The organism is Streptomyces sp. NPDC012794 (genome assembly GCF_042901085.1).
Lineage (GTDB): Bacteria > Actinomycetota > Actinomycetes > Streptomycetales > Streptomycetaceae > Streptomyces.
The window spans coordinates 254,169-279,087 of sequence record NZ_JBIBCI010000001.1; the positions used below are offsets into that span (position 1 = coordinate 254,169).

The window sequence follows — 24,919 nt, forward strand, 5'->3', positions numbered from 1 at the left end:
GGGGCAGGCCCCTGCCTCAGCGGTGTCGAGCAGCCGCCCACACGGCGGCCCCTGTCGCGAGTACGAACGCACCGAGCGCCGGCAGCGGCAGGCCGGTGCCGGGCAGCAGGTACATCGCCCCGCCGGCGGCGGTCAGGACAGCGCCGAAGACGATCAGAGGTGAGATCGGCGCGGTACCGAAACGGCGGGACATGAGCGTGTCTCCTGGCACGGACGGAGAAGCAGACGGCTCCAGCCTCCCATTCCGCGGGGGCAGGGGTACGGGACCCCGCCCCCGCGGCGGGCGTCACAGCGTGCGGAGCTTGGTGCTGAACACCTGACCCGCGACCTTGTCGCCGAGGGTGAGGCCGTCGGTGGCGTCCCACGGGTAGTGGACGCCGAGCCAGACGCGGCTATCGGCGTCCTCCTTGGCGGCGGCGCTGAAGCTGGTGAAGTGGCGCTGCTTGACGGGGGCCAGGGGTTCGTCGGTGGTGAGGTCGAAGGCGATGTTGTCACTGCCGAAGTAGCGCTTCATGATGCCCGCCCAAGCGCCGGCGAAGGAAGCGTGGCCGGAGACGTAGGCAGGGAAGCACGGGTTGACGTTGACGCCGTCGTTGTTCTTCAGGAGCGGCTTCCACTGGGGGTCGAGGCCGCCCTCGCGGATCGCGGAGACGGGACGCCACAGGTCGATCGGGGTGGAGAACTTCGCGTCCCGGACGGCTATGCCGGTGTCGGCCAGCGCGATCGAGACGAGCGCGAAGAGCCGGGCGTTGGCGTACGTGCTCAGACCACGGGCCTTGGAGACCTCACGGGTGGCCTGGAGCATGTGGCCCGGGGGCTTGTACGTCAGGTCGTTGTCGTTGGCCCAGAACCAGGCGGCGTTCAACTGGTCCGCCGTCCGGTTGATCACCGGCGTGGCGGCCGTGGGAGCGGCCGCGCCGACCCTGCGCACCGCATCGACCTGGGCCTTGTACTCCGGGCTGGCCACGAGGTTCTCGTACGTGCCGTACTGCGCGAGCGTGGTGGGCCGGAACTGCGAGCCCGAGCTCAGCGAGAAGGGCTTGACCTGCCCCCAGAACGGGTTGACCGCGTCACCGTCCACCTGGCACTTCGGGTCGACCATGTCGGGGTAACTGGTCGGCCGCCAGGACCCCGGCCTGTTGTCGCCCGTGTAGGCCTGCTTGTTGTCCGAGCCGTCCCCGGCGCGGGCGGTCATCATCTGGTTGACCATCTTGCCGACGACGGTGACGTCCAGCAGGTCGCCCTGGGTGGGGTCGGTGCCGAACCGGTCGCGGAAGCGCTGGTCAAGGTAGGCCGTGAAGTCGGGCGCGTTCTTGTCGGGCCGGTTCACGCCGTAGAGGTTGAGCAGGATGTTGTACGCGGTACGCCCGATCACCCGCTCCTCCTCATCCGGCCCCTCGACCCAGCCCGCGTACTTCTCCGCGTGGATGTACTCCTCGGAGGTCATCCGGCCCTTCCACTTGAGCTGGTACGAGCTCTCCGCGTCGTAGATCGCGGCATTCATCATGGCGGCCGCGCGCGTCATCGGAACCGGGCCGCCGCCCGTCTTGCGGAAGATGTCCTGCAGCACGTCGTTCCAGTAGTGCACGGGGTCGGCGATCGACTGCGCCGGCAGTGCGGCGTGGGCGGGCTGCGGGGCGACGGTGAGGATGCTTCCGGTCGCTGCCAGGACGGCTGCCGTCGCCAGCGCGCGGCGCCACATCCGGGTACGGGTTCTGGTCGTGCGGGTACTTTCGGGCATGGCTCGATCCCCCTGATCACACACGTGTCAACGGCCGCCGGACCGGCGGCGGCGCGATCATGGCGCGATCACGGCCCCATTGGCATGTACCAAAGCGGACACCGACGCGGAATGGCCGGTCCCGGGCACAGGGAAGGCGTGAAGCCTCCGTGTACGGATCGGACATGTCAGCTCTCGGAACGGTTGCGCCCTTGAGGCCACTTCAACACGGGCGACGCATCGGATGCCGCCCCAGCAGCTCAGCCCTCCCCGGCCACACCTGCCTCCTCGCAGGGCAGCCCAGCCAGGCCCTGGCCAACAGCAGCCGGTCGAACACGGCGACCGGTGGACAGCGCGTCCCATCGGTGATCACGGATGCGCCTGAGGCAACGGCGACTGGTTCACGATGTGGACCCGCTGGGGCAACTGCCCTGCCGTCGATGCATTCTTGATCAGTGACGAATGCCTCTCGGCCCCAACTCTCCGTGCACAGTGGCTGGGTGGTCGTCTGCGGCGATGACGGGCTGGCCAGGCGGCTGTCCGGCGAACTGCGAGACGTGTACAGGGAACGCGTAACGCTCGTGGTGCCCGAGGCCCGCACACAGCAGCCGGCGGTGGGACCGCGGCCCGGCCGGGCTCTCGGACTGCTCGGCCGCGTACCTGCAGCCAGGAACTCCCGGGCCCCCGGGGGCCGGGCAAGCGGACCCGCACCTGCGGGTCGTGGAGGCCGCCAAACCTGACGAGGAGGTGCTGGCCGCAGCCGGGGTGGAGGATGCGGCCGCGCTGGCGCTGGTGTACGAGGACGACGAGGCGAACGTGCGGGCGGCCCTGGTGGCCCGCCGGCTCAACCCCAGGCTCCGGCTGGTGATCAGGTTGTACAACCGCAAGTTGGGACAGCGCCTGGAAGAGCTGCTTGACCAGGCGGCGATCATCGCAGGGCCCGGACTGGACCTGCGGGAACTGGACGCGTCGACCACGGTCCTGTCGGACGCCGACACGGCGGCGCCGGCCCTCGCCGCTTCGGCCGTCGCCGGGACCAGCAAGATCGTGCAGGCGGACGGGTTCCTGCTGCGGGCGATGGAGCGCACTCCGCCGGGCCGGGGGAGGTCGCGGACCCCGGGCTGTGCACCCTGGCGCTGCTCTTAGCGACCACCGGCGACCCGGCCGGAGCCGAAGGATCGGAACTCAGCGGTGAGCGCGGGCCGCAACTGCTGCCGGACGATCGCGCGGTCGCCGCTGCGACAGGCCGCGGCATCGTCGCCCTGGAAGCCGTCTCCCACGCCGGCCCCGCCGTGTCCTCAGGCCGTCTGGCCGGGGCCGCGTTCCCGGTCGCCTCGCTGTTCTCGCGCCGCCTGCGCTGGTCGTTGGCGGGGATCGTCGCGGCGGTGGGCGCACTGACGGTGGCTTCCTGGGCCACCACCGGGGACCACCCGTTGCACGCGGCGTACATCACCCTCCTCGACATCTTCGCGATCAACGACCCCGCGGTGGAGGAGCCGCCCGGGCGCAAGACCCTGCAGATCCTCGCCGGTTTCGTGGGGCCATACCGGTCGAGCGGCGGGTGCTGCTGTTCGCGGCGCTCGTGGTGGCCGGTCACCCGCAGCTGGAAGGACGGACCATCGCGGAATCTTTCCGGCCCGGTGCCTGGCGCGTGATCGCCCTGGACACCAGTGCACCCGAGGAACGGCGCCCGGACCTGGCCGCCGCACCCGAGGAGGCCCGGATTCCTGAGGCGGGCCTGGTCTGGGACCTGCACCCCGGGTACGTCATCAAGGCGCAGGACCGGGTGGTTCCGGCCGCTACCCGCAGAGGCCTGGCCGAGTTGCTCGGCCGTGGCACGGTCTCCGCCTCCGGCACGTGAGACGACGGCCTCGGAGCGCAGATTCCTGCGGTCGTGTCGGAGCGTTGACGAGTCCTCCGACGGCAGTCACAGGGAGCCGATACTGCCGGACTCCGGCATGAGATCGACGGGTGGTCGAGCCGTACGGTGGCAGCCGCACCAGAGAGGTACCCATGAACGGAAATCCCACCGTCCACGCTGTCGTTCTGGCGGTGGCGACGCTCCTCCTGCTTCCCCTTCCCGTCGCACTCCTGCGGGGGTGGACCCCGCAGAGGCTACGCAGCCGTGCCGTGGCCCGGGCCTACGCCTACGCCATGCTCGGCCTGTACGCGCAGGCGTGCCTGAACACCGTGCCGCGCATGCTGGACGCCCCCGCCGGTCTGACCATGGCGTGCACGGCCATGGGGGTGGGACTCGCCGTCGTGGCGGCGGTGTTCTTCATGCAGGCTGCAGCACGGGCCCGTCGCGTGAATGCAGAGGGTGTGCGGTGACCGTGCGGGGGCCCGTCCATGCAGGACATGCGGTCCGGCGGCGCCGACTGCCCGCACCGGCTCGAGTAGCGGCGGGCGGGAGCCGGCGGCCGCGGTCGTAGCGAGGAAACATCAGGTCTGGCGTGTCACGTGGGCTCCCATGGCCTGTGTGCGGCATGTTTTCCTCGGCGGGCGATTTTCCGTGAGCCCCGGTTCGGTCGGAGTCTGAGGAGGTGTCCCTTGGGCGCGAGCGGTAGCGGGCAGCGCGATCCCGACGAGACCCCGCGGCCAATGCCGAGGGACGCGGAACGCGGGCACCAGGGACCAAGGGACACCGGTGAACCGGCTACGGCCGGTCGGCCCTCCGGTGAGGAACCGGACGCGGACGCATCTGGGCCGAGGTGGCCGGCGCGACTCCGGTCGGCTGTGAAATCCGCACGGACGGCCGGTCCGCCGCCAGGGCCCTCGCGCCCGGAGTTCTGGCGGAGCCCGTTGCGCGGTCCGTGGCTGACCTCGGTGCTCGGGCTGATCCTGCTCTTCGGGATCACCGTCCTCTTCGTCACGGGCCTGGTGTCGTACGCGGCGTACAACCCGGATCTGGCAGCGGTGAACGACCAGACGCCCGGCAAGGGGTGGCTCGGGTTCTACCTCTTCCCCTGGCCGACGTCTCCGTACTGGCTCTACCGGGTCACCCAGGGGGTGCACGTCACGCTCGGGATCGTCCTCGTACCCGTGCTCCTGGCCAAGCTGTGGTCGGTGATCCCCAAACTGTTCGAGTGGCCGCCGGTGCGGTCGGCCGCGCACGGCATCGAGCGGCTGTCCCTGCTCCTCCTGGTGGGAGGCGCCGGGTTCGAGTTCGTCACCGGAATCCTCAACGTGCAGCTGCACTACATCTTCCCCGGCTCCTTCTACACACTGCACTTCTACGGCGCCTGGGTTTTCATCGGCGCCTTCGTGGTCCACGTGGCCTTCCGACTGCCCGGGGCACTGCGCGCGGTGGGGCACCGGCTGGGCGAGTCGGCGGCCGGTACGCACGACGCGGCCGGACTGGTCTCGCCCCGTCCGGCGGCGCCGACGATCTCCCGCCGGGGCGCACTGGGCATGGTCGGGCTGGGCTCCCTGGTGCTGCTGGCGGTCACCGCGGGCCAGAGCATGGGCGGCTGGTTCAGGCAGACGGCGCTCCTCGCCCCGCACAGACAGGATCCCGGCTCCGGGCCGAACGGCTTCCAGATCAACAAGACCGCAGCCTCGGTCGGCATCCGGCCCAGCGACATCGGCTCCGCCTGGCGCCTGACCGTACGTGGTGCCGGCAAGCAGATCGATCTGACCTACGACCAACTGCTGGCCCTGCCCCAGAACGAGTCGTCCCTGCCCATCGCCTGCGTGGAGGGCTGGTCGACCTCCGACCAGCACTGGAGCGGAGTCCGCCTCACGGACCTGGCCGCACTGGTCGGGCTCGGCACGAACACCCCGCAGGTCTTCGTGGAGTCGGTGCAGCGCGGCGGGCCGTTCAGGTCGGTGGTCCTGCGCGACAACCAGGCCCGGGACGACCGTTCACTGCTCGCCGTGCGCGTCAACGGTGCCGTGCTCTCGCACGATCACGGCTACCCGGCCCGGGTGATCGTCCCCGGAGCGCCCGGAGTCCACAACACCAAATGGGTCACCCGCCTCACCTTCGGAGACCCGGCATGAGACCCGTCCTGCCGACCTCGGCCACAGGCGCGTTCCGCCGCCGCTACGGGGCCTCCCCGCTCCACCTGCTCCTCGTCCTCGCCTCCTTCGCCCTCGCCGTCTACGCGGGCCTGCGACTCCTCAAGGGCGACGCCCTCGGCGTGGCCCTGTGGTTCGTCGGAGCGGCGCTCCTGCATGATCTGGTGCTGCTGCCCTTGTACTCGATGACGGACCGGGCGGTGCGGGCGGCCTTCGGGGACGCGCACGTGGGAGGTCCCCTGGCGCGGGTGGGCGTCAACCACGTTCGCGTACCGTCCTTCATCGCCGGCGTCCTCCTGCTCGTCTGGTGGCCCCTCATCCTCCACCGGGTGGAGCACTTCACCGCCGCCACGGGCCTCCCCTCCGACGGGTTCCTCGCGCGCTGGCTGTTGATCACCGCCGGTCTCTTCGCCGCCTCCGCAGCCGTCCTCCTCGCCAGGATGTGGCAGGGGACGAAGGCCGCCAGGCGTGCCGCAAGGGTTCAGGCGCGGGCGCGCAGGGCAACGAAGTGACGGCCCATGGCGGAGGACCAGCACTCGGTCGCCGTCCACCCCGAGGCCCGGGCGTGACGGTCCAGTGCCGCAGTACCGACAGCGGCCCAGGGGAAGGCCGCGCCCACCGGCCGGTGACCCGCATGGATGCGGACCCGGCGGCGTTCGTCCACATCTCCTGGAGCTGTTTCCACCAAGAGCAGTCCCTGCCCGTGTACCAGGTCCCTGATCCTGAGCAGCAGTCTGCGAGGGTCCCCACCGATGCCGATGTTGCCGTCGATCAGCAATACCGTTCCCCACCCGCCCTCGTCGGGCAGCGGATCGAACACCGACCGGCGCAGTGCGGCGCCGCCCCGGGAGACGGTCGCGCTCACTGCTGACGGACACACGTCGATGCCGAGCACGGAGTGCCCCTGACGGGTCAGCGCCTCCACCAGCCGGCCGGCCCCGCAGCCGATGTCCAGCACGCGCCCCCTGCACCGCCGCAGTACGGCACGGTCGCCGGCGTCCGCCCGCGCACACCATCGCTTGAGATCCAGCGAGAGGCACCAGCCCTCCGCGTCGCGCAGCGAAAGATCACCCTGCTGCGCGTGGATCGCCGCCGCGTACGGGCCGCTGTTCCATCCCTCGGAGTCGTGGGCGGTCACCCTCCATGTTTCGCCTCACGGCGGGACGGGGTGCTCCGGCAGAGGTGGAATCCACCCGATCGGACCGTATACCCCGTCCTCCGCAGTGGACCGGGAGCGTGTGTGGGGTCGCCCGGAGGCACAGCACTGCCCGCCGATGAGACGTGTCCGGATGTGAGAGGACCTCGTCATTGCAGACATGCGCGGCGGGGCGAAGTGATCGAGCCATGCGCACCGCACCGCGTCGTCATCACAGCCTTCCCCGGAGTGGAACTCCTGGAGGTCACCGGCCCGGCCGAGGTGTTCTCGGCGCCGCGCGCAGCACAAGGACCTGGTGGCGCTCAGGGTGCTGCTGGAGTGATGAGCACGAACCTCACTCGGGTGGGAGCGGGCCGGCGAAGGACAGTGGGGCAGTGGGGCCCCGTCACCACTCGGCGATGAGCGGCCTGTCCGGTCCGTGCTGCTGCCAGGCTTCGGTGAGGCGGACGAGGCGGGTGGGGGCGGCGATGCCGCGCACGGTCGCGATCCTGTCGCCCGCGATGTCGAACGTGACGGCGCCGATGACCTGGTCCCCGAGCACGAACAGGATGGCGGGGGCGCCGTTGACGAGCGCGTAGTGGATGGCGGGCGCGCCGCCGGCGAGCCGTCGTTTCGCGGGCGTGGGTTTGAAGCCGCCCCGGGCGATGGCGGCGACGCGCTGCGGGGTGTCGAACCGCAGCAGCTTCTCCGCCAGGCCGGCGCCGTCGGAGATCGCGACCACGTCGTCGGTGAGCATCGCCACCAGCCGATCGGTACGGCCCGAGGTTGCAGCGGCGAGGAATTCCTCGATGATCCTGCGGGCGGATGCCGGGTCGACTTCGCCGCGGCGGCGGCGCGCGGCGGTGATGCGGGTCCGGGCGCGGTGGAGGTGCTGCTGGCTTGCGGACTCGGTGATGTCGAGGATCTCGGCGATCTCGGCGTGGCCGTAGGAGAACGCTTCGCGCAGGAGGTAGACGGCCCGCTCGATGGGTGACAGGCGCTCCATGACGGTCAGAACGGCCAGGGAGACCGATTCGCGCTGTTCGAAGGTGTCGGCCGGGCCGAGCATTGGGTCACCGTCGAGGAGGAGTTCGGGCAGCCAGGCGCGGACGGTTCGTTCGCGGCGGGCTTGTGCCGAGCGGAGCCGGTCGAGGCACAGGTTGGTGACGACCTTGGTCAGCCATGCTTCGGGCACTTTGATCTGCTGCCGGTCGGCGGCCTGTCAGTGCAGGAACGCGTCCTGCACGGCGTCTTGGGCGTCGGCGGCGGAGCCCAGCAGCCGGTACGCCAGCGAGGCCAGCCGGTTGCGGCTGGCCTCGAACCGACTGGTGTCGAAGCGATCGATGGCGGTGCTGTCCACGCGGATCATCCTATGGGGCGGCTACGCGGCTGCCTTCTCGGGGGACGTGTGCGGCGCAGCGGCCAGGTGGTGCTTGCGCTTGGGCAGGCCGAAGGTCGGGTGGGAGTTGGTCCACAACGACAACTTGAGGATTCCTGCCTTGATCCGCGCGGCCTTCCGGCCGCCCATGTACTTCGGCTTTGCCTGCCCTTCGTGGTCGACCATCTGCAGGATTCCGTCCCGCCGTCCGAGGCTGATGTGGTTGCCCGGGTACTCCAGCTTGGTGTTCGCGATCTTGCGGCCGGTCAGGCGTCCCACGATCGCGTTCGTGGCCTGCATGCCGGTGAAGCCGGCCGAAGCGCAGGACATGGGCAGCGGCCGGCCGTTGTCGCCGATGGCGTAGGCGCTGTCGCCGACGGCGTAGACGTTCGGGTGCGAGAGCGAGCGCATGGTGCGGTCGACGACGATCCGTCCGCTGTCGGTGACCTCCAGCCCGCCAGCGGCGGCGATGGGGCCGGCCGCGAACCCGGCCGTCCACACGGTCGCGTCCGACGCCAGAGCGGCGCCGTCGGCGCACAGCACCCGCGCTGCCTCGACGGCTTCGACCTCGGCGTGCTCCAGGACGGTGATGCCCAGCCGGTCGCAGGCCTGTCGCAGGTGGCTGCGGGCTGCGGCGGAGAGCCGGTCGCCCAGCTCTCCGCGGGCGACCAGCGTCACCGACAGGCCGGGCCGGGATTCGGCGATCTCGGTGGCCGTCTCGATGCCCGTCAGCCCGTCGCCGACGATCAGAACACTCCGGCATTCGCGCTTGCTCAGGCTGTCCAGGCGCTCGCGCAGGCGCAGTGCGGAGGGCCGGGCGGCGACATCGAAGGCGTGCTCGGTCACGCCGCCGGCACAACAAGCCCAAGGGGGCGGCCGCCCCCGATACGGCCCGCTGCTCCTGGTCGACGCGGTACGTGTGAAGGGTGTTTGGCAAGCTCCGCAATAGAGGTGCCAGAGCGTGGAGTACGTGCTGCACGTCCGTGTCGCACAGGAGGGACAGCCGCCTGGTCAGATCGGCGGCGTCCACCCCTCGTGCGTCGTGGTAGGCGGCCGGCCCCAGCACACTGCGGCGCAGGATCCAGGACACGTCGCCCGCGAGTTCGGTGGTCGCCTGAAGGGAGATCTGTAGGTTGCCCGTGCGGGGGCCGTCGGCTGGGGTGGTGGCTCTCTCCACAGACACCGAGCGGGCGAAGGCTTCCCAGGACGCCTCACCGAACTGGGAGCGCCAGAACTGTGCGCATCGCCACCACCGGTCGACGGGATCCGCAACCGCCAGGAAGTCCGAGGCCCGGACGCCGTCTTCGACGACGAGGGCGAGCAGGAGGAGGTTCGCCTCGTAGACCGCGTCCCGTTCGGTGCGCCTCCGAGCGGCTGGACGGTACGTGACGTCGGACAGCCCGTCACTGGTACGGTCCCGATGGCGATCGCGCCCAGTCGCCCGGGCTCCTTCTCGACCGCTTCGGCTTCGGCAGAAGGTGGCAACGGGTCGTCGTGTTTGACGACCTGGCGTCGGACGAGATCCACCAGGAGCCGCTCGTACAGATCGACGCGGCGGATGTCCCGGCCGCCCAGGCGACGGAGCGAATTCCCGGTCGCGTCGTACAGTGCGAGCATGAGTAAGGGCAGGGAATGTCGGGCCAGATCCCGGTACGAGCGCACCACGTCCCACGAGAGCGGTTCGATGTTGTGTGTGGCGAAGTAACGCCGGTTCATTGCCTGGTCACCGCCCTCGCCCGGGACGCCGGCACCCTCGCGGACCTCGACGGCGCCCGCGCCCTGCGGACCGAGATCCGCGCCGCAGGGGTCACCTCGGCCGAGGCCGTCCTCGCCCTGCACCACGTCGTCCTCGGCGAACAAGACAAGTCCGCACCGCCATCGACCGGTTGCGCCGGCTCGCCGCGCGGCGACTACGCCTACTACGCCGACATCGCCCACTGCATGGCCAGCCTGCCCGTGGCTGCCCCCTCCCCCACGACCTGGCTGGACGGGCCGGACGCCGTCCGGACCCGGTGGCGGCAGCTCGCGCAGGACCGGCAGATCCGCATCAGCGAGGACCGGTGACACGGCATCCCGCCTGCCCCGGGCGTAGCGCAACACACCCGCGCGCGCAGCCGCCTGGGCGCCTGTTTCAGCAGGTCAAAGCCGCAATGCGGAGGCGGTTGCAGGTGGGTGTTGCAGCCGCGTTGCACGACGTGTTGCACATCGGACGGCCCGCCGAGGCATGACGACGGTGCCCGGCCCGGGCCGGATGCCAGGCTGACCCCGTCTGGCTTGCAGGGTGATTGGGAGAGCCGCGCCGCCGTGTCCGTTGCGTTCCGCAGCAGGTGCTGCCGGTGCCGTAAGAACATCCCGCTCACCCAAGACGTCTACGAGCTGGACGCGGAGTGGCAGCGCCGGTTCCCTTCCGTGGTGGGAACCCTAGCCTGCGCATGCTGCGCGCTCCGCACTCCGTGGAGCTGCGAAGGGCGCGGCACCAGGACTTACGCCGAAGGCCGTATCCCTGCGCTTCGACGCGTGGAGGAGCCACGTCGGGCGGCATGGAACCACCGAGCGATGGTGCTGAACCTCCCCGCAGCGGGCCTGCTCCAGGGTGGCGGCAACCGGGGCGGTACCCTCACGGCGGAGATTCTGGAGCCTGCCCTTCGAGTTGCCGTATTGGCTCACGAATGGTGACGAGGTCCCGTCCGATCGAAAGATCGAACGGAACCTTCGTCCTTTCAGGGGCTGTTGATGCTCGTTCGGGGGAGTCCGGCCGTAACAGGCGTACGGCTCAGGCGCCCGCTGCCACGGCTGTCAGCCAGGCGTTCCAGTCGCTCTCATAGTCCAAAGAGGTGAGGAAGGAACGGGCGGCGGTCCAGTCTCCTGCGCGGTAGTAGCCGAGGACGGTGCTGACGTCGGCCGGGTGCTTCTCGATCATGTAGCGGGCGGCGAGGTAGCCCCAGTTGTAGGTGCGGTTGACGTCGCTGTTGGCGTAGGTGGTGTCGAACAGCGTGCGCAGGGAGTACGTGTGCTTGCCGGCCTCAGCCAGCGCGTTCGAGTAGGTGACGCCGCGGTAGGAGTAGGAGATGTACTCCGCGATGCCCTCGCCCCACCACACGGTGGGGGTGGTCTGGCTGGCGTTGAAGTCGCCGTACAGGTTGAAGCGGCCGTCGAGGTAGTGGGTGTACTCGTGGTTGAGGTTCCAGATCTGCCAGCCGGGGCTCGCATCGGTGCGCTCGTAGCATATGAACCGCGCCTGGTTGCCCGTCTTGGAGGGGTCTCCCTCCAGGTACATGCCGCCGTTGTTGGTGTCGATTCCGTAGATCTTCCTCGCGTAGGCCTTGTAGTCGGCGCTGGAGTTGAAGACGTCGACCTCCAGGGTTGTGTTGTAGTCGTTCACGACCGGTCCGGAGTCCTTGACCACGCCGTGGAAGTAAGCGTCCTGGTTGGCCAGGCTCGTGCAGGTCGCCGTCAGCTGGGCGGCGGTCATCTCCTGGGCGCGGATCCGCAGGGTCGGGCTGCAGCTGTGGACGATCGGCAGGATGCGCGACTCCAGTCTGCCGCCGGTGGTCCCGGTCTCGCCGGGAGCGGCATTGGCATTGCCGTGGGCCGGGCGCTGGCCCGGGTCAGCGAAGACGTGGTCCGGCTTGGGATCGGCCTGGGAGGTCTGGGAGGCCTGGGCGGGGGAGGCTGCGATGGCGGCTATGAGCAGGGCGGTGGTGACGGCCATGGCGCGCAAAGTTCACTCCTGGGGATGGGAGTTGAGGTCCCGTCGACGACGGGCTGCGCTGTAAAATGGCACATGTCATATGGCTTTTTCAATGATTTTGGCAGGGCCGCATCAAGTTCGTTTGCTGCTCCGGGCAGCGCACGTCGCCTGACCGCCGGCCCGCTATCCCGGCCAGGGGAACGGCAGTGGCAAGCAGCGGAGCGGCGGGTCGCCGCTGTCGTAGCCCTCACGGGACGGCCAGGCGGTTGGGCTTGATCCGCTTTGACGGACATCCGAGATCAGGGGTTCAGCCCCGGGGGGATGTCCATCATGGAGAGCGTGGGGAAGAAGAAGCCCGCTCTCGCCTCCCGTTCACGCCGGAGACAGTCGAGTCGTGCAGGCGCGGTGACCGCTCGGTCGGTCGGATCGCCAAAGGCTTTGCTCTGACCGAGACCGCGGTGCGGGACTGGGGGAAGTGCGCTGAGGTCGATAACGGTGAGCGAGATGGCCTGACTGGCAACGAGCGTGAAGAACTGGCCGCGTTGCGGCGGGAGAACCGCAGGCTGCGGGAGGACGTGGAGGTCCTCGAGCGTGCGACGGCTTTCTTCGCGACGGAGACGCGGCGGAGAAACGTGCAGGTCACAGCGTCGAACGGGCGTGTGAGCTGCTGAAGGTCTCCAGAACCGCCTTCTATGCCCGCCGCACCGGCAAGCTCGGCCCCCGCTCGGTCCGTGACGCCGAGCTGACCAACCTGATCACTCAGGTCCAACAGCATTCGCGGGGCACCTACGGTGCCCGCGTGTCCACGGCGTCCTGCGACGCGAGGGTGAGGAGTGCGGGCGACGCCGGGTCGCTCGCTGACGCGGGAGGTGGGGCTTGAGGTCCGGCAGCGACGCCGGCGCCACGATCGCCGGTCCAGGGGAAGCCTCGCGGCTCGGCCTCATCGTCCGGAACTTCCACCCCGACTCCACCGGCCTGGACGCACGCGGGTGCGGAGATATTACCTACATCCCGACCGGGGAGGACTGGCTCCATCTGGCCACCATGATCGACATCGTCTCCCGCCAGGTCATCACCCGCTGGCCCCATCTCCCCTTGCTCCTGCTTGGCGTTCCTGCGACCGAACACCCGGACTCCCCTCCCAGAGTTGACTCCCCGCGCACGGCGGCGGGTCAAGAAGCGTGCCCCCCGCCCCCATCTGCGGCAACTCGCAAAGTCCTGAAAGTCGGCCAGGTGGCGAAGGGCAAGCAGCGCCGCAGGCGGTGACCAGCGTGGTGCCTTTGTGGTGTGGGCCGTCGGCATATTGGATGGCCCGGTTCGGTCAGATCTCCTGGAGAGTGCCGGTGTGGAGTTCGCCCACGCGGCCGTCTGGGGTCTCGTAGGTCCAGAAGGCGTGGACGGTGTGGGTGTGCAGATTCATCGCGTGGGTGATGGTCATGCCCGACTGCTCGACCCAGCCGAGGATGAAGATGCCGGGGCTGACCTCGGCGGCGTGCAGTTCGACGTCTTCGACGGCGCCCTTGGCCGGTCCGGCGACGGTCTCGTAGTGGAGCCGGGTGCCGTCGGGGGCGTAGACGTTGTGGAAGACGACGCCGTTGTCGACGCTGAACCGGAAGGTCTTGCCCGCGTAGGTCGGACTGCTCACCGTATCTTCCCTGCCCTTCAGAACAGACCGTTGGAGTGGGGGAGGCTGTCCGGGACGGGGGCGATGATGTCCCAGTGCTCGACGATCTTGCCGTCGGCGATGCGGAACAGGTCCCAGTAGGCGACCGGCCCGCCGAACTCGCCCTCGGACTGCAGCAGCACGAAGTCACCCTCGGCGACGACCTTGTGGACGGTCTTGTAGACGAGGTTCTTGCCCTGCTCGGCCCACTTCGCGGCGGCGGCCCCGAAGCCGTCCAGCCCGTCGGCGGCCTCCGGATTGTGCTGGCGGTAGGTGGTGGCGGAAATGTAGTCGGTGAGCACCGAGTAGTCACCGCCTTGGAGGACCTTCTCGGCGAACTCCACAACGAGGGCGCGGTTGGCCTCGGTCTTGCCAAGGTCGGAGGGCTCGGTGGGGCCGTCGGTCTGCGAGCGACCGGAGACCGTCTCCGCCACAAGAGGCGTCAGCGCATCCCAGTGCTCGGCCAGATGGCCGTCCGCGTCGACCCGGAACAGGTCGAAGGCCACCAGCGGCTGCGGCCCGAAGCCGTGGTACGTCCCGTGTAGCACCACCAGGTCCCCGTCGGCGATCACCCGGGCGCCCTCGTAGCGGAAAGCCTCCGGCAACCCTGCCACCAGCTTGCGCAACGCTTCAGGGCCGTCCGCCGCCAGACTGCTGTGCTGACGGTAGGTGGCGGACACCCAGCGGTCCACCGCACCAGGATCCTTCCGACCGAACAACTCGCCTGCGGCCGTGACGACGATGTCCCTGCTGCTCACGGTTACGTCTCCGATCTACGGGCCCCGGTGACACGCTGTGTATCACCCGTCCTCCACTGTCGCCGCAGACCGCACCTGGCGCACCCGGAGACCGGAACAAAACCGACCGAAAGAGGACAGTCATCCCCGGTTGTCGCGGCACCTCCACGACCCCTGCGCCGCCGGACCACAAGGCGGGGAGATTCACATGCCGCCAGGGACACGGCGCTTCCCGTGGGTTGCCTCTCCTCTGATCAGCGGATTTTCCGGGAAGGAACGTGAAGCGGGGCGGGACACTCGGCCTTCCGCCCGGCGGGGCCCGAGGGGAGGAGCTGCCGTCGGGCAGGGGCGTCGACTGGGCGTCGGCCGGCAGGTTTGCGGCGCGGCGCAGCCGCCACACCAGCACGTCGGACACCGACTCGGCGCTGCCCAGCTCCCGCCGGGCGGCGGCATCGGCCCCCGAGCGTGGTCTCCGCCCGCCCCTCCCGCACCCCCCACCGAGCACCTGCACGCCCTCGTCGACGATGCCGCGACCCAGGCCAGGAACTTCCTCCGCAGCGGGACCCCGCTCGAATGCGCCTGGGACGAGGACGCCGTCCGACTCGCCGCCCGAATCCCGCACACCAGCATCCCGGAAATCGCCGACCGCCTCGGCCTCGACATCGCAGACTTCCGCAACCGAGTCACCGCAGCCTGCACCTCGGCATAGCGGCAGAAACACCGACTTTATGCGCAGTCCGGGACAGCACTGAGGGTCCAGCATGCCGTCCACCTTGGTCTGCATCTGGGCCCAGCCGTCCTCACGGTCTTCGGCTGCGCCGCCCCCAAGGCCCGCTTCCAGGCCTTGGTCCGCCTCGCGGGTCCTCCAGCGCCCGGAGAAGGTCGCGAACTGACATCGGATCCGTCTGGCGTCCGGAGGGGCTGGAGATTCATCGGTGGGCGGCATTTGTCACTGCTCGGCTCTAAGCTCGCGAGGCAGGAGAAGGGGGAGAAAGGCCGTTCAAGGGCGCCAAGATCACCGTTTACTCGGCGAGGGGCAAGAACGCCAGACTGCATGTCCATAGGGAATGGGGCCAGCTCCGCACGGCCAAACGTGACGACGACCGACATCCCGTTGAGCGCGGACGTGGTGGACAGGTTCTGCTCGGGTTGGGCGGACTGGGGGCCGAGGGCGCGGCCGACGTCCGGGCTGGGCATCTTCATTGGGGCGCTCGGCGGCGTGGGACTGCTTCACCAGCTGCAGGCTTATGCGGAGCCGGACGAGGACGTGTACTGGACTCAAGACGAGGTGCGGGCCGCAGCCGAGCTCCTGCGCTCGAAGCGGGATGCTGCGGACGAGGATGACGAGGACGACGACGGGCGGTGGGAAGCCCGCAGGGAGGCCGACGAGCTGCAGGAGCAGGTCTTGTCCCTCTGGCGTCATGCCGCGGGGAGCCTTCACGGAGCGCAGGCCGTCATCGCCCACTTCCCTTGGCTGACGGACTGGGCGAGGCCGAAACTGTTGGCGAAGGAGGGCTACCTTGAGACTCTCCGGGCGCAGGCGGCCCTCTTCGTGGATCCGTCAGGCCTCGTCGTAGCCGCTGCGGCAGCGGAACTGGGGACGCCCTCGCTGCCCGCCGACGATCCTGCCTTCGAGGTGCTCGGCAACCGCAGTCAAATTTCCACCGCCCTGAGCGCATTGTGGCGCAGGTGGCAGTCCGCGGCCGAAGGCGGCCGGGAGGGGCCGGCCTCCCGGGCGTTCGGGCGCTATGACCTCGTGAGGGGCATCAGGTCCAACAAGAAGGGGCGCATGGAAGCTCTGGAAGGAGCCGGCCGCCTCATCCAGTCGTGGGAGGACGAGGCCCGTGCCGCTGCCGCGGCGACGGATGCGACACCGACGGTATGGGTCACGGCACGCTTGCCGGAGGGCGCGGAGGCGCCTTCGCGCGGGGATACACGTGACGTCCTGGACGGCCTGGATCGGTGGACCCTCGGGGTGGTGGTGACCTGGACCGTGACCGCCGACTGGAGCCGACCATCTTGACGCTGAAGGTCCCGGCCCTCGTCGCCGACAGGCTGCTTGCATCCTCGAGCGCCCTCGTTTGCGAGCGCGGCGGGACGGGAGCCGCGCCGGCGGAGGCCGTCCCCGAAGCGTATTCCGGCTCCGTGCGGCCCGGGGTGCTCGACGACACCGCTGTCTTCGATCGCCAGCCCGTTACCCTTGCTCACTTGCGGGCGCTGCGAAACTACTCGTACGCCGCCGACCAGCTCTACATCGTCTTCTCGACGAGCGGAGGTCCTACCCCTCCAGGCCATCGAAAAGCGCATCGAGCAGGGCTGGGCGGGCGTCATCGTCGCCGGCGGGCCGTTTTGGAGCAATCCAAAACGGCCCCTTGATCGTTTTCGGGCCAACCGCCGACCCGGACAGGGGCGACCTTGACGAGCCGCGTCCCGGACGGCCTGCTCCACCGTCGCGACGGCTACGCCGACGACGCCCGGCCATTGAGGTGGCGGGCTTCCGCTCGCGCCGGCGGTTGCGGTGCCGTCGCCCGGGCGGGGCCGCTTCGGCACGGGGGTGCCGGCGGTCCCGCCCGGGCGACGGGGTCAGGACGGGTCGCCGTACAGGAGGCCGCGTCCGTTGGTGCCGACGTACACGCGGCCGAAGGTGTCGGGGTCGCCGGTGATGACGCCGGTGCCGCCGATGCTGCCCCACTGGTGGGCGTCGTCGTTGACGCGGAGCCAGGTGGCGCCCTTGTCGGTGGAGCGGAAGACCCCGGTGACGTCCTTGACGGTGCCGATCAGGTACAGGGCCTGGTAGGAGGCGCCCGGTGCCGCCTTGCCGAAGCCGAGGGCGGAGGCGGACTTCACCGGGGTGAGCCTGGTGAAGGTGCGGCCGCCGTCGGTCGAGTGCAGGAGCCCCTGGCCGCCGCCGGCGATCCAGAGGTCCCCCTCGACCCCGGGAACGGCCTTGAGCCGGCCGTCGGCGGGCAGGTTGGCGGCCCGGGCGCTGAAGGTCGCCCCGCCGTCGGTGCTGGCGTAGAGCGTGCCGCCGGCCAGTGCGTAGAACGTCCTGGCCGAGGAGCGGTCGGCGACGACGAGGGCTCCGGTGCCCAGGCCGCCGACCTTCGACCAGCTCGCTCCCTTGTCGGTCGAGCGGTACGGGGCCTGGCCGGCCTGCGTCCAGACGATGGCCGAACCGTCGGCGGAGAGCGCCACCCGGCCGCTGTCGGCGCCGGCCACCGGTTCGGACGCGAAGCCGTTCCAGCTGCGCCCGCCGTCGGTGGAGTAGGCGCCGTCCTGCGCACCGCCACGGCCCACGCGGACCATCATCGAGGGGTTGGACTGCGCGAAGTCGATGGAGGTGCTGTTGGTCATCATCGGGTTCTTCAGCCGCCCGGCGGACACCTCGGTCAGCGAGTCGTGGCGGAATCCGCCCAGGTCGCCCATGGCCGTGATGACCTGGGCGCCGCCGGGCGGGGCGATCGCGTCCAGCAGTGCGGTCTCCTCCAGCCCGCGGGCCCCCACGCTCCAGTGGCTGGTGCCGCCGCTGTCGGAGGCGTTGGCGTCCTTGCTGCGCAGAATGCCGCTGCCGGTGCCGTACAGCACGTGCCCGGAGTCGAAGGGATCGATGGCCAGGGCGGTCATCCAGTGCCCCGTCCCGGTACCCACGTACGGAGCGGCGGAGGCGTCCCGCACCGACTTGCCGGCCAGGGCCTTCCACGTCGCGCCGCCGTCGGTGGTCCGGTAGACCTCGTCCTCCGGCCACCAGCGGCCGAGGGTCGTGACCATCACCGTGGAGGGCTTGCGCGGATCGACGGCCAGGCCGGAGAACCCGTAGTTGCCCTGGGAGGGGGAGACGTTCTGCCACGCCCCGGCGGCCGGCGTGTGCTTCCACACCGAGCCGCCCGTCACGCCGTTGGGGCCGAGGGCGTTGGTGTACGTCAGGTACAGCGAGCCGTCACCGGAGAGCACGCCGTGCTGCGGCATCTGGCCGGTCGGCTGCCCGGGGACGGCCTGCCAGGTGCTGCCGCCGTCGGTGGAGCGGTACAGGGATGTGGACTTGTCGGCGACGCCGACGTAGACCGTCTTGCTGCCGGCCGGGCCGTACGTCACGAAGGAGATGCCCGCGCCGCTGCCCGCCCCGTTCTTGACGGGGAACGAGGAGACCTGGCTCCATGTCGCGCCGTGGTCGGTGCTGCGCCACAGGCCGTTCTTGCGCGTGCCCAGCAGCAGGGTGCCGTTGTCCGCGGGATCGACGGCCAGCCGCTCGCCCGCCCCGCGGCCGTCCTCGTTGCCGCCCAGCTTGAAGGGCAGGTCGGTCCGCTGGAAGGTGCGCCCGCGGTCCTTGGAGCGCAGGATCGCTCCGTTGCCCGCCCAGTCGTTGGTGTAGGTGCCGGCGGCGAGGTAGAGCCGGTTGGCGTCGACCGGATCGGTGGCCAGCGCGTCGATGCCCAGCAGGTTCCAGTCCTTCTCGCCGATCCAGTCGGTGAGCGGGATCCACTGCTCGGCCCCGGCGTCCCATCGGTAGGCGCCGCCCATGTCGGTCCGCGCGTACAGCAGGCCCTTCTCCCGCGGGTTGAACACCAGGCCGGTGACGTAGCCGCCGCCCACCACCTGGGCGTTCCGCCACGTGTACGGGCCGGATCCGGGCGCCTTGGTCCCGGCCGTCTTCACCAGCTTCCACTGCTGGTTGGTGCCGCCGTGGCCGCGGTACTGGACGACTGCCGCGCCGTCCGCCGTGGAGCTGCCGGAGACGTCCAGGACCTGGCCGCTCTTGCGGGAGGTGAGGACGACGGCGTCGGAACCGCTCACGTCGTCGATCCGCCATTCCTGGGAGGCGGAGGAGCCGTCGGCCTGCTGCTCGGCGGCGGCGGCCTGGGCGGTCGAGTCGCCGGCTATGCCCAGCACTTTGCCGCTGTTGCGGTTCACCAGCTCGTAGTAGCCGTCCCCGGTGGGCCGCAGCTTCCACTGCTGGTTGGCGGTGTTCTGGTCGGTCCACTGCTGGATGCGGGTGCCGTCGGCGGTGGAGAAGGCGTTGACGTCCAGCGCCTTGCCGCTGCGTACGGAGACCAGCCGGTAGTAGGCGTCGCCGTCGACCGTCGCGGCCTGCGAGTCGTCCTGCACGTACAGGAGGTACGGCACGAGGACGGCGGGCACACCGATCAGCACTCCGGTCCCGATCCGGCGACGGCGGTGACGTCCGCGGCGCTCGCCGCTCGTGGGGTTCTTCATGGGGAGTTGTTCTCCTTGCGTGTCACTGTGGATCGGGGCAGGTCAGCGCTGCAGGGTGAGGAGACCCGGCCGGTAGGGCAGTCGGTCGTAGGGGCCGTCCGCCGTGGGCGCCTTGCCCTGGTAGAGGAACCGCAGGTTGCAGGGGTCGACGGTCATGGTCTGGTCGGGGTTGTCGCGGATCAGGTCGCCGTGGCTGATGTCGTTGGTCCAGGTGGCGCCGCTGTTCGCCTTGCCCGCGAAGGGGCTGCTCTCGCTGCCCGCCTGCGGGGTCCACGAGCCGCTCAGGCTTGATGCCGTGAACGAGCGGAAGTAGCGCGTCTGGTTCGCGCCCTTCGCCTCGACGATCATGAGGTACTGGTTCTGGCCCTGGACCTTGTAGACCTGCGGCGCCTCGAACAGCTTGTCGGGCGCGTCGCTCAGGACAGTCGTGTACGAGGAGCCGAAGTTGCCCGGGAAGTTCCCGATCGGCATGCTCGCCCGGTAGATCTTGCCGTTGTCACCGGCGAAGAACAGGTACATGTTGCGGTCGTCGGCGATCAGCGTCTGGTCGATCGGGCCGGTGGGGGACTCGGTACGGGGGATGCTGCCGGTGAACAGCGGCTGCGGCGCGGACCAGCCGTTCGGGTCGGCCGGGTCACTCGACGTGCGGTAGATGAAGGGCCACGCCCCCCACTGGTACGCCAGCACCCAGATCTTCTTGGGCGCGAAGTAGAACAGTGTGGGGGCAACCGCGGCCTGGCCCATCGCGGTCTGGCGGGCCGACGCCATGTCCGGCCAGTTCGTGAAGGGCCCGGACATCATGGAGCCGTAGGAGGAGCCCGCGAAGTTCGACCCGTAGACCAGGTGCTTGCCGTTGTACGTCACGTGGGTGAAGTCCTTCAGCGAGGCCCACCCGTTCGCCGGCTGCGCCAGCGCACCCGTCGACGTCCACCGGTACGTCGACGGAAGAGCACACGTGCCCGTCGGCGCGGGCGTGGCCGGGGCCGGCGTCCCGGACGGGCCGGTCCACTTCTGGTTGCCGCCGGACCAGCAGGTGTGCAGCTGGATCTTGGTGCGGTTGGCGATGGCCGCACCGACCGCGTCGAGGCACAGTCCGGACTGGACCCCGGAGATGGTGCCGTCGGTGTTGACGTTCCACTGCTGGCCGGCGCCGCCGTCGCAGTCCGCGATGACGACCGCGGTGCCGTTGCCGGTGCCCTTGCCCTTGGCGGCCAGGCACTTGTTGCCGTAGATCGTCAGCTGCTTGCCGGCGGTGTGGGTCCAGCGCTGGTTGGTCCGTCCGTGGCAGTCCCACAGCTGCGCCTGGGTCCCGTTGGCGGTGGTGGAGCCCTGGATGTCGATGCAGCGGCCGGAGGCGACGCCCTTGATCGTGCCGGTGCCGGTGCCGGTGCCGGTGCCGGTGCCGGTTCCGGGGGACGTCTTGAGGGCGTTCACGACGGCGGTGTAGGCGGCCTTGGGGTTGCCGTTGCCGTCGAACAGCAGGGGGTTCTCGCCCTTGCGCCAGGAGTCGCTGTCGCGGATCCCCCAGACCGTGATGCCGGTACACCGGGCCACGGACAGGCAGGACTTCACCGTGCTCGCGTAGTGGGCCGGTGACGCCTGGGCGATGTCCAGCTCGGTGATCTGGACGTCGACGCCCAGGGCGGCGAAGTTGGACAGGGTGGTCCGGAAGCTCGCCGGCGGGCCGCCGGTGCCGAAGTGGCTCTGGAACCCGACGCAGTCGATCGGCACGCCACGGGACGTGAAGTCCTTGACCATGCTGTAGACGCCCTGGGTCTTGGCGTCCGACCAGTTCTCGATGTTGTAGTCGTTGTAGCAGAGCTTGGCGGAGGGGTCGGCCGCCCGGGCGGTGCGGAACGCTTCCTCGATGAAGCCGTTGCCCAGCACGTTCTGGAACACCGAGGCTCGGTGCTGGGTGGAGCCGTCGGCGAACGCCTCGTTGACCACGTCCCAGGAGTGGATCTTGCCCTTGTAGCGGGTCATCAAGGTGGTGATGTGGTTGTTCATCACGCCGCGCAGGGTGTTCGCGTCGCCGATGGAGCTGACCCAGGACGGGAGCTGGGAGTGCCAGACCGCGGTGTGGCCGCGCAGGCGCTGGCCGTGCGCCGCCGCACGGTTGACGATCTGATCGGCCGGGCCGAAGGTGAACCTGCCGCGGGACGGTTCGACGGCGTCCCACTTCATCTCGTTCTCCGGGGTGATCACGTTGAACTCCCGGTCCAGGACGGCTGCGTACCTCGCGTCGCCGAGCCTGCCGGCGGCCACGGCGGTGCCGAAGTACCTGCCCGAGGGCGCCGCCTGCGTGCCCAGGGGCGTCGCGGCTCCGGCGGAGCTGGGGAGGAGCGTCACGACACCCGCCACCAGCGCCGCGGCCGAGAGTCCGATCGTCAGTGTCCGGCGGCGCCGGCCGCGCCGGTGCAGGCCCTTCATGCTGCTCCTCGCTGGTCTCGGGCGGCCTCGGGGTGTGTGACCGCGGGTGCGCCGGCCGGTACGGCCTGGTCCGCCGCGGGGCGGGTGCGGAGCAGGACGAGGCGCCGGTCCTGCGTACGGGTCGCGCGGGGTTCACGGGTGTGTCGCGTCATGGGGGGCTTTCTTCTGCGGATGTGCGGTCGGGAGGTGGGGGACCGCTCACGCCGGCTCGAGAGATGAGCGGCGGGAAGAACCCCCACGAAGTGGAGGCTCCCGAACGCGAGGCCGCGTAACGGAAAAGCGGCGCCACCCCCGGCGATCGCCCCGTGACAGATCTCGCAGCCGAAAAGTGTTACGCCGGGCCCCGCGGTCCGGCCGTCGGTGTGGGAGGGCAGGCCGCCCTGCTCAGCGGGGGTGTCTCCCGCGGCACCGGTGGGCGGCCGCCGTGCGGGGTGCTCGGTACTCGTAGCTCGGTCTTCAGGCCGTCGTCCGGTTCGGCGAGGTGCCGGTCGACGCGCGGGGACCGGCCCCGGATCCGCGGCGGCACGCGGGCGGCTCGCAGGCCGTCACCGCGCGGCTCGGCCCGCAAGGGTCACGGAGCGGTCCTCAGGACCGGGCCTTGCGGACGACGAAGGAGGCCTGGCCGGCGAAGGCCCGAGTGCCGTCGGAGCCGTCGAGCCAGATGCCGCCGTCGCGGTGGCGGATGACCGATCCCGGGTAGTTGTGGGAGTGCAGGGTCACCGACCCCGCGACCGCCCCGGGGCGCGGACAGAAGGTGGCGTCCTTGCGGAACAGTTCGCTGCCGTCGTCGGTGCTCAGCCGCAGCCGCAGAAGGTGGTGCCGCAGATAACGGCCGTCGGCGGCACGGAAGGTGACGCACCGTGTGTCGGCCAACCCCCGGACCACGGTGAAGGTGACGCGCTGCCGCGCCTGCGCACTGCTGGACGCGGAGACCCCGCCCAGCGTCGCGAAGTCGCCGGAATACGTCAGGTAGAGGTCGGGTTCGTCCACGGACTCCAGTGACTGCGCGCCCAGCGGAACCGTGCCCGCGGCCGCGGACGGACTCGCGGACGGCGGTCCGGCCGACGTGGGGGTGCTCGACGGGACCGGCGTGGGACCGCCGGCCGTGGGAGCGGCGACCGTGGGAGCGCCGGCCGTGGGAGCGGCGCTGACGCCGGGTGCCCGGTGGACCGATTCCGGCCAGGCCGCGTAGGTGGCGGCACCGGTGACGAGCACCGCGCCGGCGGCGAGGCTCGCCAGCGGATGGGCGGTCACCACGTGGAGCTTCCCGGTCAGCGCGCCCTTGAGACCGCCTCCCGCCGTCGCCGTCGCCGTCGTTGCCGTAGCCGTGCCGACGGCGACGGGCGCCGTGGCCAGCCCGGCGGCGCCCGCGGCCGAACCCGACAGCAGGCCCTTGGCGGTCAGCGCGGCGACGAGTCCGGCGGGGACGGCCAGGGGCGCGACGCTGAGGAGCAGCAGCTCGGCAGGGACCCGGTTCACCGTCGTCGCCGTGCAGACCGGGCAGTCGCGGGTGTGCCGCGCGATCCGCTTCCGCCACACCGATGTACGCAGACCGTCCCAGCCGGCGACGGTCTCGCCGAGCTGCGGACAGCGCGGGCGGGCCTCCAGCGCGGCGACGATCGTCCGGCTCAGGTCCAGCTGCTCGCGCATGCGCTGCAGGCGCACTCCCGCGTGGGCGACGGTGAGGCCCGTCGCGGCGGCCGTTTCCTCACGGCTCAGCAGTCCGGCACGTTCCTGCCACCACAGCGACAGCAGCACCCGGTGGTCGGGGTCGAGCCACCGGCCGGCCTCGGCGATCTGACGGCGCTCGGCCGACACATGCAGGCGCAGGATCGTCGCGTCCTCGGGCTCGGGGCCCGCGTCGGGTATGTGGACGGCCTCGTCGATGACCGCCGTCCGGCCCGCCAGGACGCGGTGCCGCTGCCCATGGGTCTGTATCTGGCGGAGGGTGATCGACACCAGCCAGGAGCGGAAGCTGTCGGGGGCGCGCAGCGCAGGAAGATCACGCACCACGCGCAACAGCGTTTCCTGGACCACGTCGTCGACGTCGGCGTGTCCGCTCACCGCTCGCCGGACGATGTTGTAGAGCAAGGGCAGGTAGGCGGCGATCAGTTCTTCGCGCGCCCGGTCGTCCCCGGCCTGCGCCGCGACGACCAGCCCCGCGTGGTCCGCGTCCATGAGCCCCATTCCCGCCTCCCTCATCAAGGCGTCAGACCCTAGCGTCCGCAAAGGTGTGCCACCAAAGTCCGTGTCCGGGCCGGGGATCGGGACCCTGGCGCGTGTGCGAGCCTGGTGCCCATGTCGATCCTCGCAACCGTCGTGGTGCTGCTCATCGCCGCTCTCCACGTCTACATCCTGGTCCTGGAGATGTTCCTGTGGACCGGGCCCCGGGCCCGGGCCGCGTTCGGGACGAGCGTCGAGTTCGCCTCCGCGACGAAGGCGCTCGCGGCCAACCAGGGGCTGTACAACGGATTCCTCGCCGCCGGGCTGGTGTGGGGCGTCGTGGCGTCCGACCCGGTGGGCTTCCAGGCGAAGGTGTTCTTCCTGGCGTGCGTGGCCGTCGCCGGCGCGTACGGCGCCGCCACGGCCAGCCGGAAGATCCTCTTCGTGCAGACCGTTCCGGCGCTGATCGGTCTGGCACTGGTGCTGGCCACCCGGTAGCGCGGGCGGGGCGGCACGCCCCTCACCCGCCGGGGCGCCTCGCCGGCAGCAGGAGCGGGGTCGCCGCGAGCCGTGCGTACAGCTCGTCCTCGGCGATCAGCTCCCCGTGGGTGCCGCTCACGCGGACCCTGCCGGTCTCCATGACGACGATCACGGCCGCCGCGCGTGTGCGCGTGGCCCATCCGGCCCTTATCGCGACGTATCCGCTGTGTCAGCGTCGTCGGGGGCAGGCGCGCTTACGACCATGGGGCCGTGTGTCCGTGGACCGCGGGG

Annotated in this window: 15 protein-coding genes and 4 pseudogenes; 7 read left to right on the forward strand and 12 right to left on the reverse strand. The window is 70.5% G+C overall.

The features are described 5' to 3' along the window. Positions 1 to 16 precede the first annotated feature (16 nt). A complete protein-coding gene (locus tag ACFY7H_RS01235; protein ID WP_388931319.1) occupies positions 17 to 193 on the reverse strand; it encodes a hypothetical protein in 177 nt (58 codons plus the stop codon). 93 nt (positions 194 to 286) lie between these two features. Continuing rightward, complete coding sequence (locus ACFY7H_RS01240) at positions 287 to 1,741, reverse strand: vanadium-dependent haloperoxidase (protein ID WP_388931322.1); 1,455 nt, start codon at positions 1,739 to 1,741, stop codon at positions 287 to 289. Between the two features lie 479 nt (positions 1,742 to 2,220). Here ACFY7H_RS01240 and ACFY7H_RS01245 point away from each other — a divergent pair. The 4 genes and pseudogenes from ACFY7H_RS01245 to ACFY7H_RS01260 all read left to right on the forward strand — a co-directional run bounded on the left by ACFY7H_RS01245 (position 2,221) and on the right by ACFY7H_RS01260 (position 6,252). Further along, a pseudogene (locus ACFY7H_RS01245) lies at positions 2,221 to 3,581 on the forward strand (NAD-binding protein). A 152-nt stretch (positions 3,582 to 3,733) separates the two neighbouring features. Then, positions 3,734 to 4,051, forward strand: coding sequence for a hypothetical protein (locus ACFY7H_RS01250; protein ID WP_388931324.1), 318 nt, complete (start codon positions 3,734 to 3,736; stop codon positions 4,049 to 4,051). A gap of 471 nt (positions 4,052 to 4,522) precedes the next feature. Beyond that, on the forward strand, positions 4,523 to 5,722 hold the full coding sequence (locus ACFY7H_RS01255) for a molybdopterin-dependent oxidoreductase (RefSeq protein WP_388931327.1): 1,200 nt from the start codon (positions 4,523 to 4,525) through the stop codon (positions 5,720 to 5,722). Beyond that, positions 5,719 to 6,252, forward strand: coding sequence for a hypothetical protein (locus ACFY7H_RS01260; protein WP_388931329.1), 534 nt, complete (start codon positions 5,719 to 5,721; stop codon positions 6,250 to 6,252). The genes ACFY7H_RS01255 and ACFY7H_RS01260 overlap by 4 nt, the downstream gene beginning before the upstream one ends. Here ACFY7H_RS01260 and ACFY7H_RS01265 read toward each other — a convergent pair. The 3 genes and pseudogenes from ACFY7H_RS01265 to ACFY7H_RS01275 form a co-directional block, all read right to left on the reverse strand. Further along, positions 6,222 to 6,878 carry a methyltransferase domain-containing protein gene (locus tag ACFY7H_RS01265; protein WP_308345441.1) on the reverse strand — a complete coding sequence of 219 codons (657 nt, stop codon included), beginning with the start codon at positions 6,876 to 6,878 and terminating at the stop codon, positions 6,222 to 6,224. The two genes, ACFY7H_RS01260 and ACFY7H_RS01265, sit on opposite strands and share 31 nt — an antisense overlap. Before the next feature lie 403 nt (positions 6,879 to 7,281). Then, positions 7,282 to 8,235 (reverse strand): annotated as a pseudogene (locus tag ACFY7H_RS01270) (sigma-70 family RNA polymerase sigma factor). A gap of 21 nt (positions 8,236 to 8,256) precedes the next feature. Next, positions 8,257 to 9,102: pseudogene (locus tag ACFY7H_RS01275) on the reverse strand (NAD(P)/FAD-dependent oxidoreductase); the annotation flags it as partial. A gap of 840 nt (positions 9,103 to 9,942) precedes the next feature. On the opposite strand from ACFY7H_RS01275, the gene ACFY7H_RS01280 reads away from it, so the two are divergent. Then, entirely contained in the window at positions 9,943 to 10,317 is a 375-nt protein-coding gene (locus tag ACFY7H_RS01280; protein WP_388931334.1) for a hypothetical protein, read from the forward strand. A 715-nt stretch (positions 10,318 to 11,032) separates the two neighbouring features. On the opposite strand, the pseudogene ACFY7H_RS01285 reads toward ACFY7H_RS01280, so the two are convergent. The 3 genes and pseudogenes from ACFY7H_RS01285 to ACFY7H_RS01295 form a co-directional block, all read right to left on the reverse strand. Further along, positions 11,033 to 11,842: pseudogene (locus tag ACFY7H_RS01285) on the reverse strand (collagenase); the annotation flags it as partial. A 1,423-nt stretch (positions 11,843 to 13,265) separates the two neighbouring features. After that, positions 13,266 to 13,589 carry a hypothetical protein gene (locus tag ACFY7H_RS01290; RefSeq protein WP_215020074.1) on the reverse strand — a complete coding sequence of 108 codons (324 nt, stop codon included), beginning with the start codon at positions 13,587 to 13,589 and terminating at the stop codon, positions 13,266 to 13,268. 17 nt (positions 13,590 to 13,606) lie between these two features. Then, on the reverse strand, positions 13,607 to 14,365 hold the full coding sequence (locus ACFY7H_RS01295) for a nuclear transport factor 2 family protein (RefSeq protein WP_388931338.1): 759 nt from the start codon (positions 14,363 to 14,365) through the stop codon (positions 13,607 to 13,609). A 1,072-nt stretch (positions 14,366 to 15,437) separates the two neighbouring features. Between ACFY7H_RS01295 and ACFY7H_RS01300 the strand changes: the two genes are divergently transcribed. After that, positions 15,438 to 16,367: a hypothetical protein gene (locus ACFY7H_RS01300; protein WP_388931341.1), complete on the forward strand. Its 930-nt coding sequence runs from the start codon at positions 15,438 to 15,440 to the stop codon at positions 16,365 to 16,367. A 560-nt stretch (positions 16,368 to 16,927) separates the two neighbouring features. On the opposite strand, the gene ACFY7H_RS01305 is transcribed toward ACFY7H_RS01300, so the two are convergent. The 4 genes from ACFY7H_RS01305 to ACFY7H_RS01320 all read right to left on the reverse strand — a co-directional run bounded on the left by ACFY7H_RS01305 (position 16,928) and on the right by ACFY7H_RS01320 (position 24,172). Next, the gene (locus ACFY7H_RS01305) at positions 16,928 to 19,555 is read right to left on the reverse strand and encodes an RICIN domain-containing protein (protein WP_388931344.1); all 2,628 of its coding nucleotides are present in this window, start codon (positions 19,553 to 19,555) and stop codon (positions 16,928 to 16,930) included. 42 nt (positions 19,556 to 19,597) lie between these two features. Beyond that, complete coding sequence (locus tag ACFY7H_RS01310; RefSeq protein ID WP_388931346.1) at positions 19,598 to 21,985, reverse strand: non-reducing end alpha-L-arabinofuranosidase family hydrolase; 2,388 nt, start codon at positions 21,983 to 21,985, stop codon at positions 19,598 to 19,600. Beyond that, a complete protein-coding gene (locus ACFY7H_RS01315; RefSeq protein ID WP_388931348.1) occupies positions 21,982 to 22,137 on the reverse strand; it encodes a hypothetical protein in 156 nt (51 codons plus the stop codon). Before ACFY7H_RS01315 ends, ACFY7H_RS01310 begins: the two co-directional genes overlap by 4 nt. Positions 22,138 to 22,570: 433 nt before the next feature. Further along, complete coding sequence (locus ACFY7H_RS01320) at positions 22,571 to 24,172, reverse strand: sigma-70 family RNA polymerase sigma factor (protein ID WP_388931351.1); 1,602 nt, start codon at positions 24,170 to 24,172, stop codon at positions 22,571 to 22,573. Between the two features lie 111 nt (positions 24,173 to 24,283). On the opposite strand from ACFY7H_RS01320, the gene ACFY7H_RS01325 reads away from it, so the two are divergent. Beyond that, entirely contained in the window at positions 24,284 to 24,646 is a 363-nt protein-coding gene (locus tag ACFY7H_RS01325) for a DUF1304 domain-containing protein (protein ID WP_388931354.1), read from the forward strand. The last annotated feature ends 273 nt before the right edge of the window (positions 24,647 to 24,919 follow it).

What these genes read in the sequence shown, in the direction of transcription:
- ACFY7H_RS01235 (WP_388931319.1), bottom strand. Translation starts at nt 193, where the DNA reads ATGTCCCGCCGTTTCGGTACCGCGCCGATCTCACCTCTGATCGTCTTC.
- ACFY7H_RS01240 (WP_388931322.1), bottom strand. Translation starts at nt 1,741, where the DNA reads ATGCCCGAAAGTACCCGCACGACCAGAACCCGTACCCGGATGTGGCGC.
- ACFY7H_RS01250 (WP_388931324.1), top strand. Translation starts at nt 3,734, where the DNA reads ATGAACGGAAATCCCACCGTCCACGCTGTCGTTCTGGCGGTGGCGACG.
- ACFY7H_RS01260 (WP_388931329.1), top strand. Translation starts at nt 5,719, where the DNA reads ATGAGACCCGTCCTGCCGACCTCGGCCACAGGCGCGTTCCGCCGCCGC.
- ACFY7H_RS01305 (WP_388931344.1), bottom strand. Translation starts at nt 19,555, where the DNA reads ATGAAGAACCCCACGAGCGGCGAGCGCCGCGGACGTCACCGCCGTCGC.
- ACFY7H_RS01310 (WP_388931346.1), bottom strand. Translation starts at nt 21,985, where the DNA reads ATGAAGGGCCTGCACCGGCGCGGCCGGCGCCGCCGGACACTGACGATC.
- ACFY7H_RS01315 (WP_388931348.1), bottom strand. Translation starts at nt 22,137, where the DNA reads ATGACGCGACACACCCGTGAACCCCGCGCGACCCGTACGCAGGACCGG.
- ACFY7H_RS01320 (WP_388931351.1), bottom strand. Translation starts at nt 24,172, where the DNA reads ATGGGGCTCATGGACGCGGACCACGCGGGGCTGGTCGTCGCGGCGCAG.
- ACFY7H_RS01325 (WP_388931354.1), top strand. Translation starts at nt 24,284, where the DNA reads ATGTCGATCCTCGCAACCGTCGTGGTGCTGCTCATCGCCGCTCTCCAC.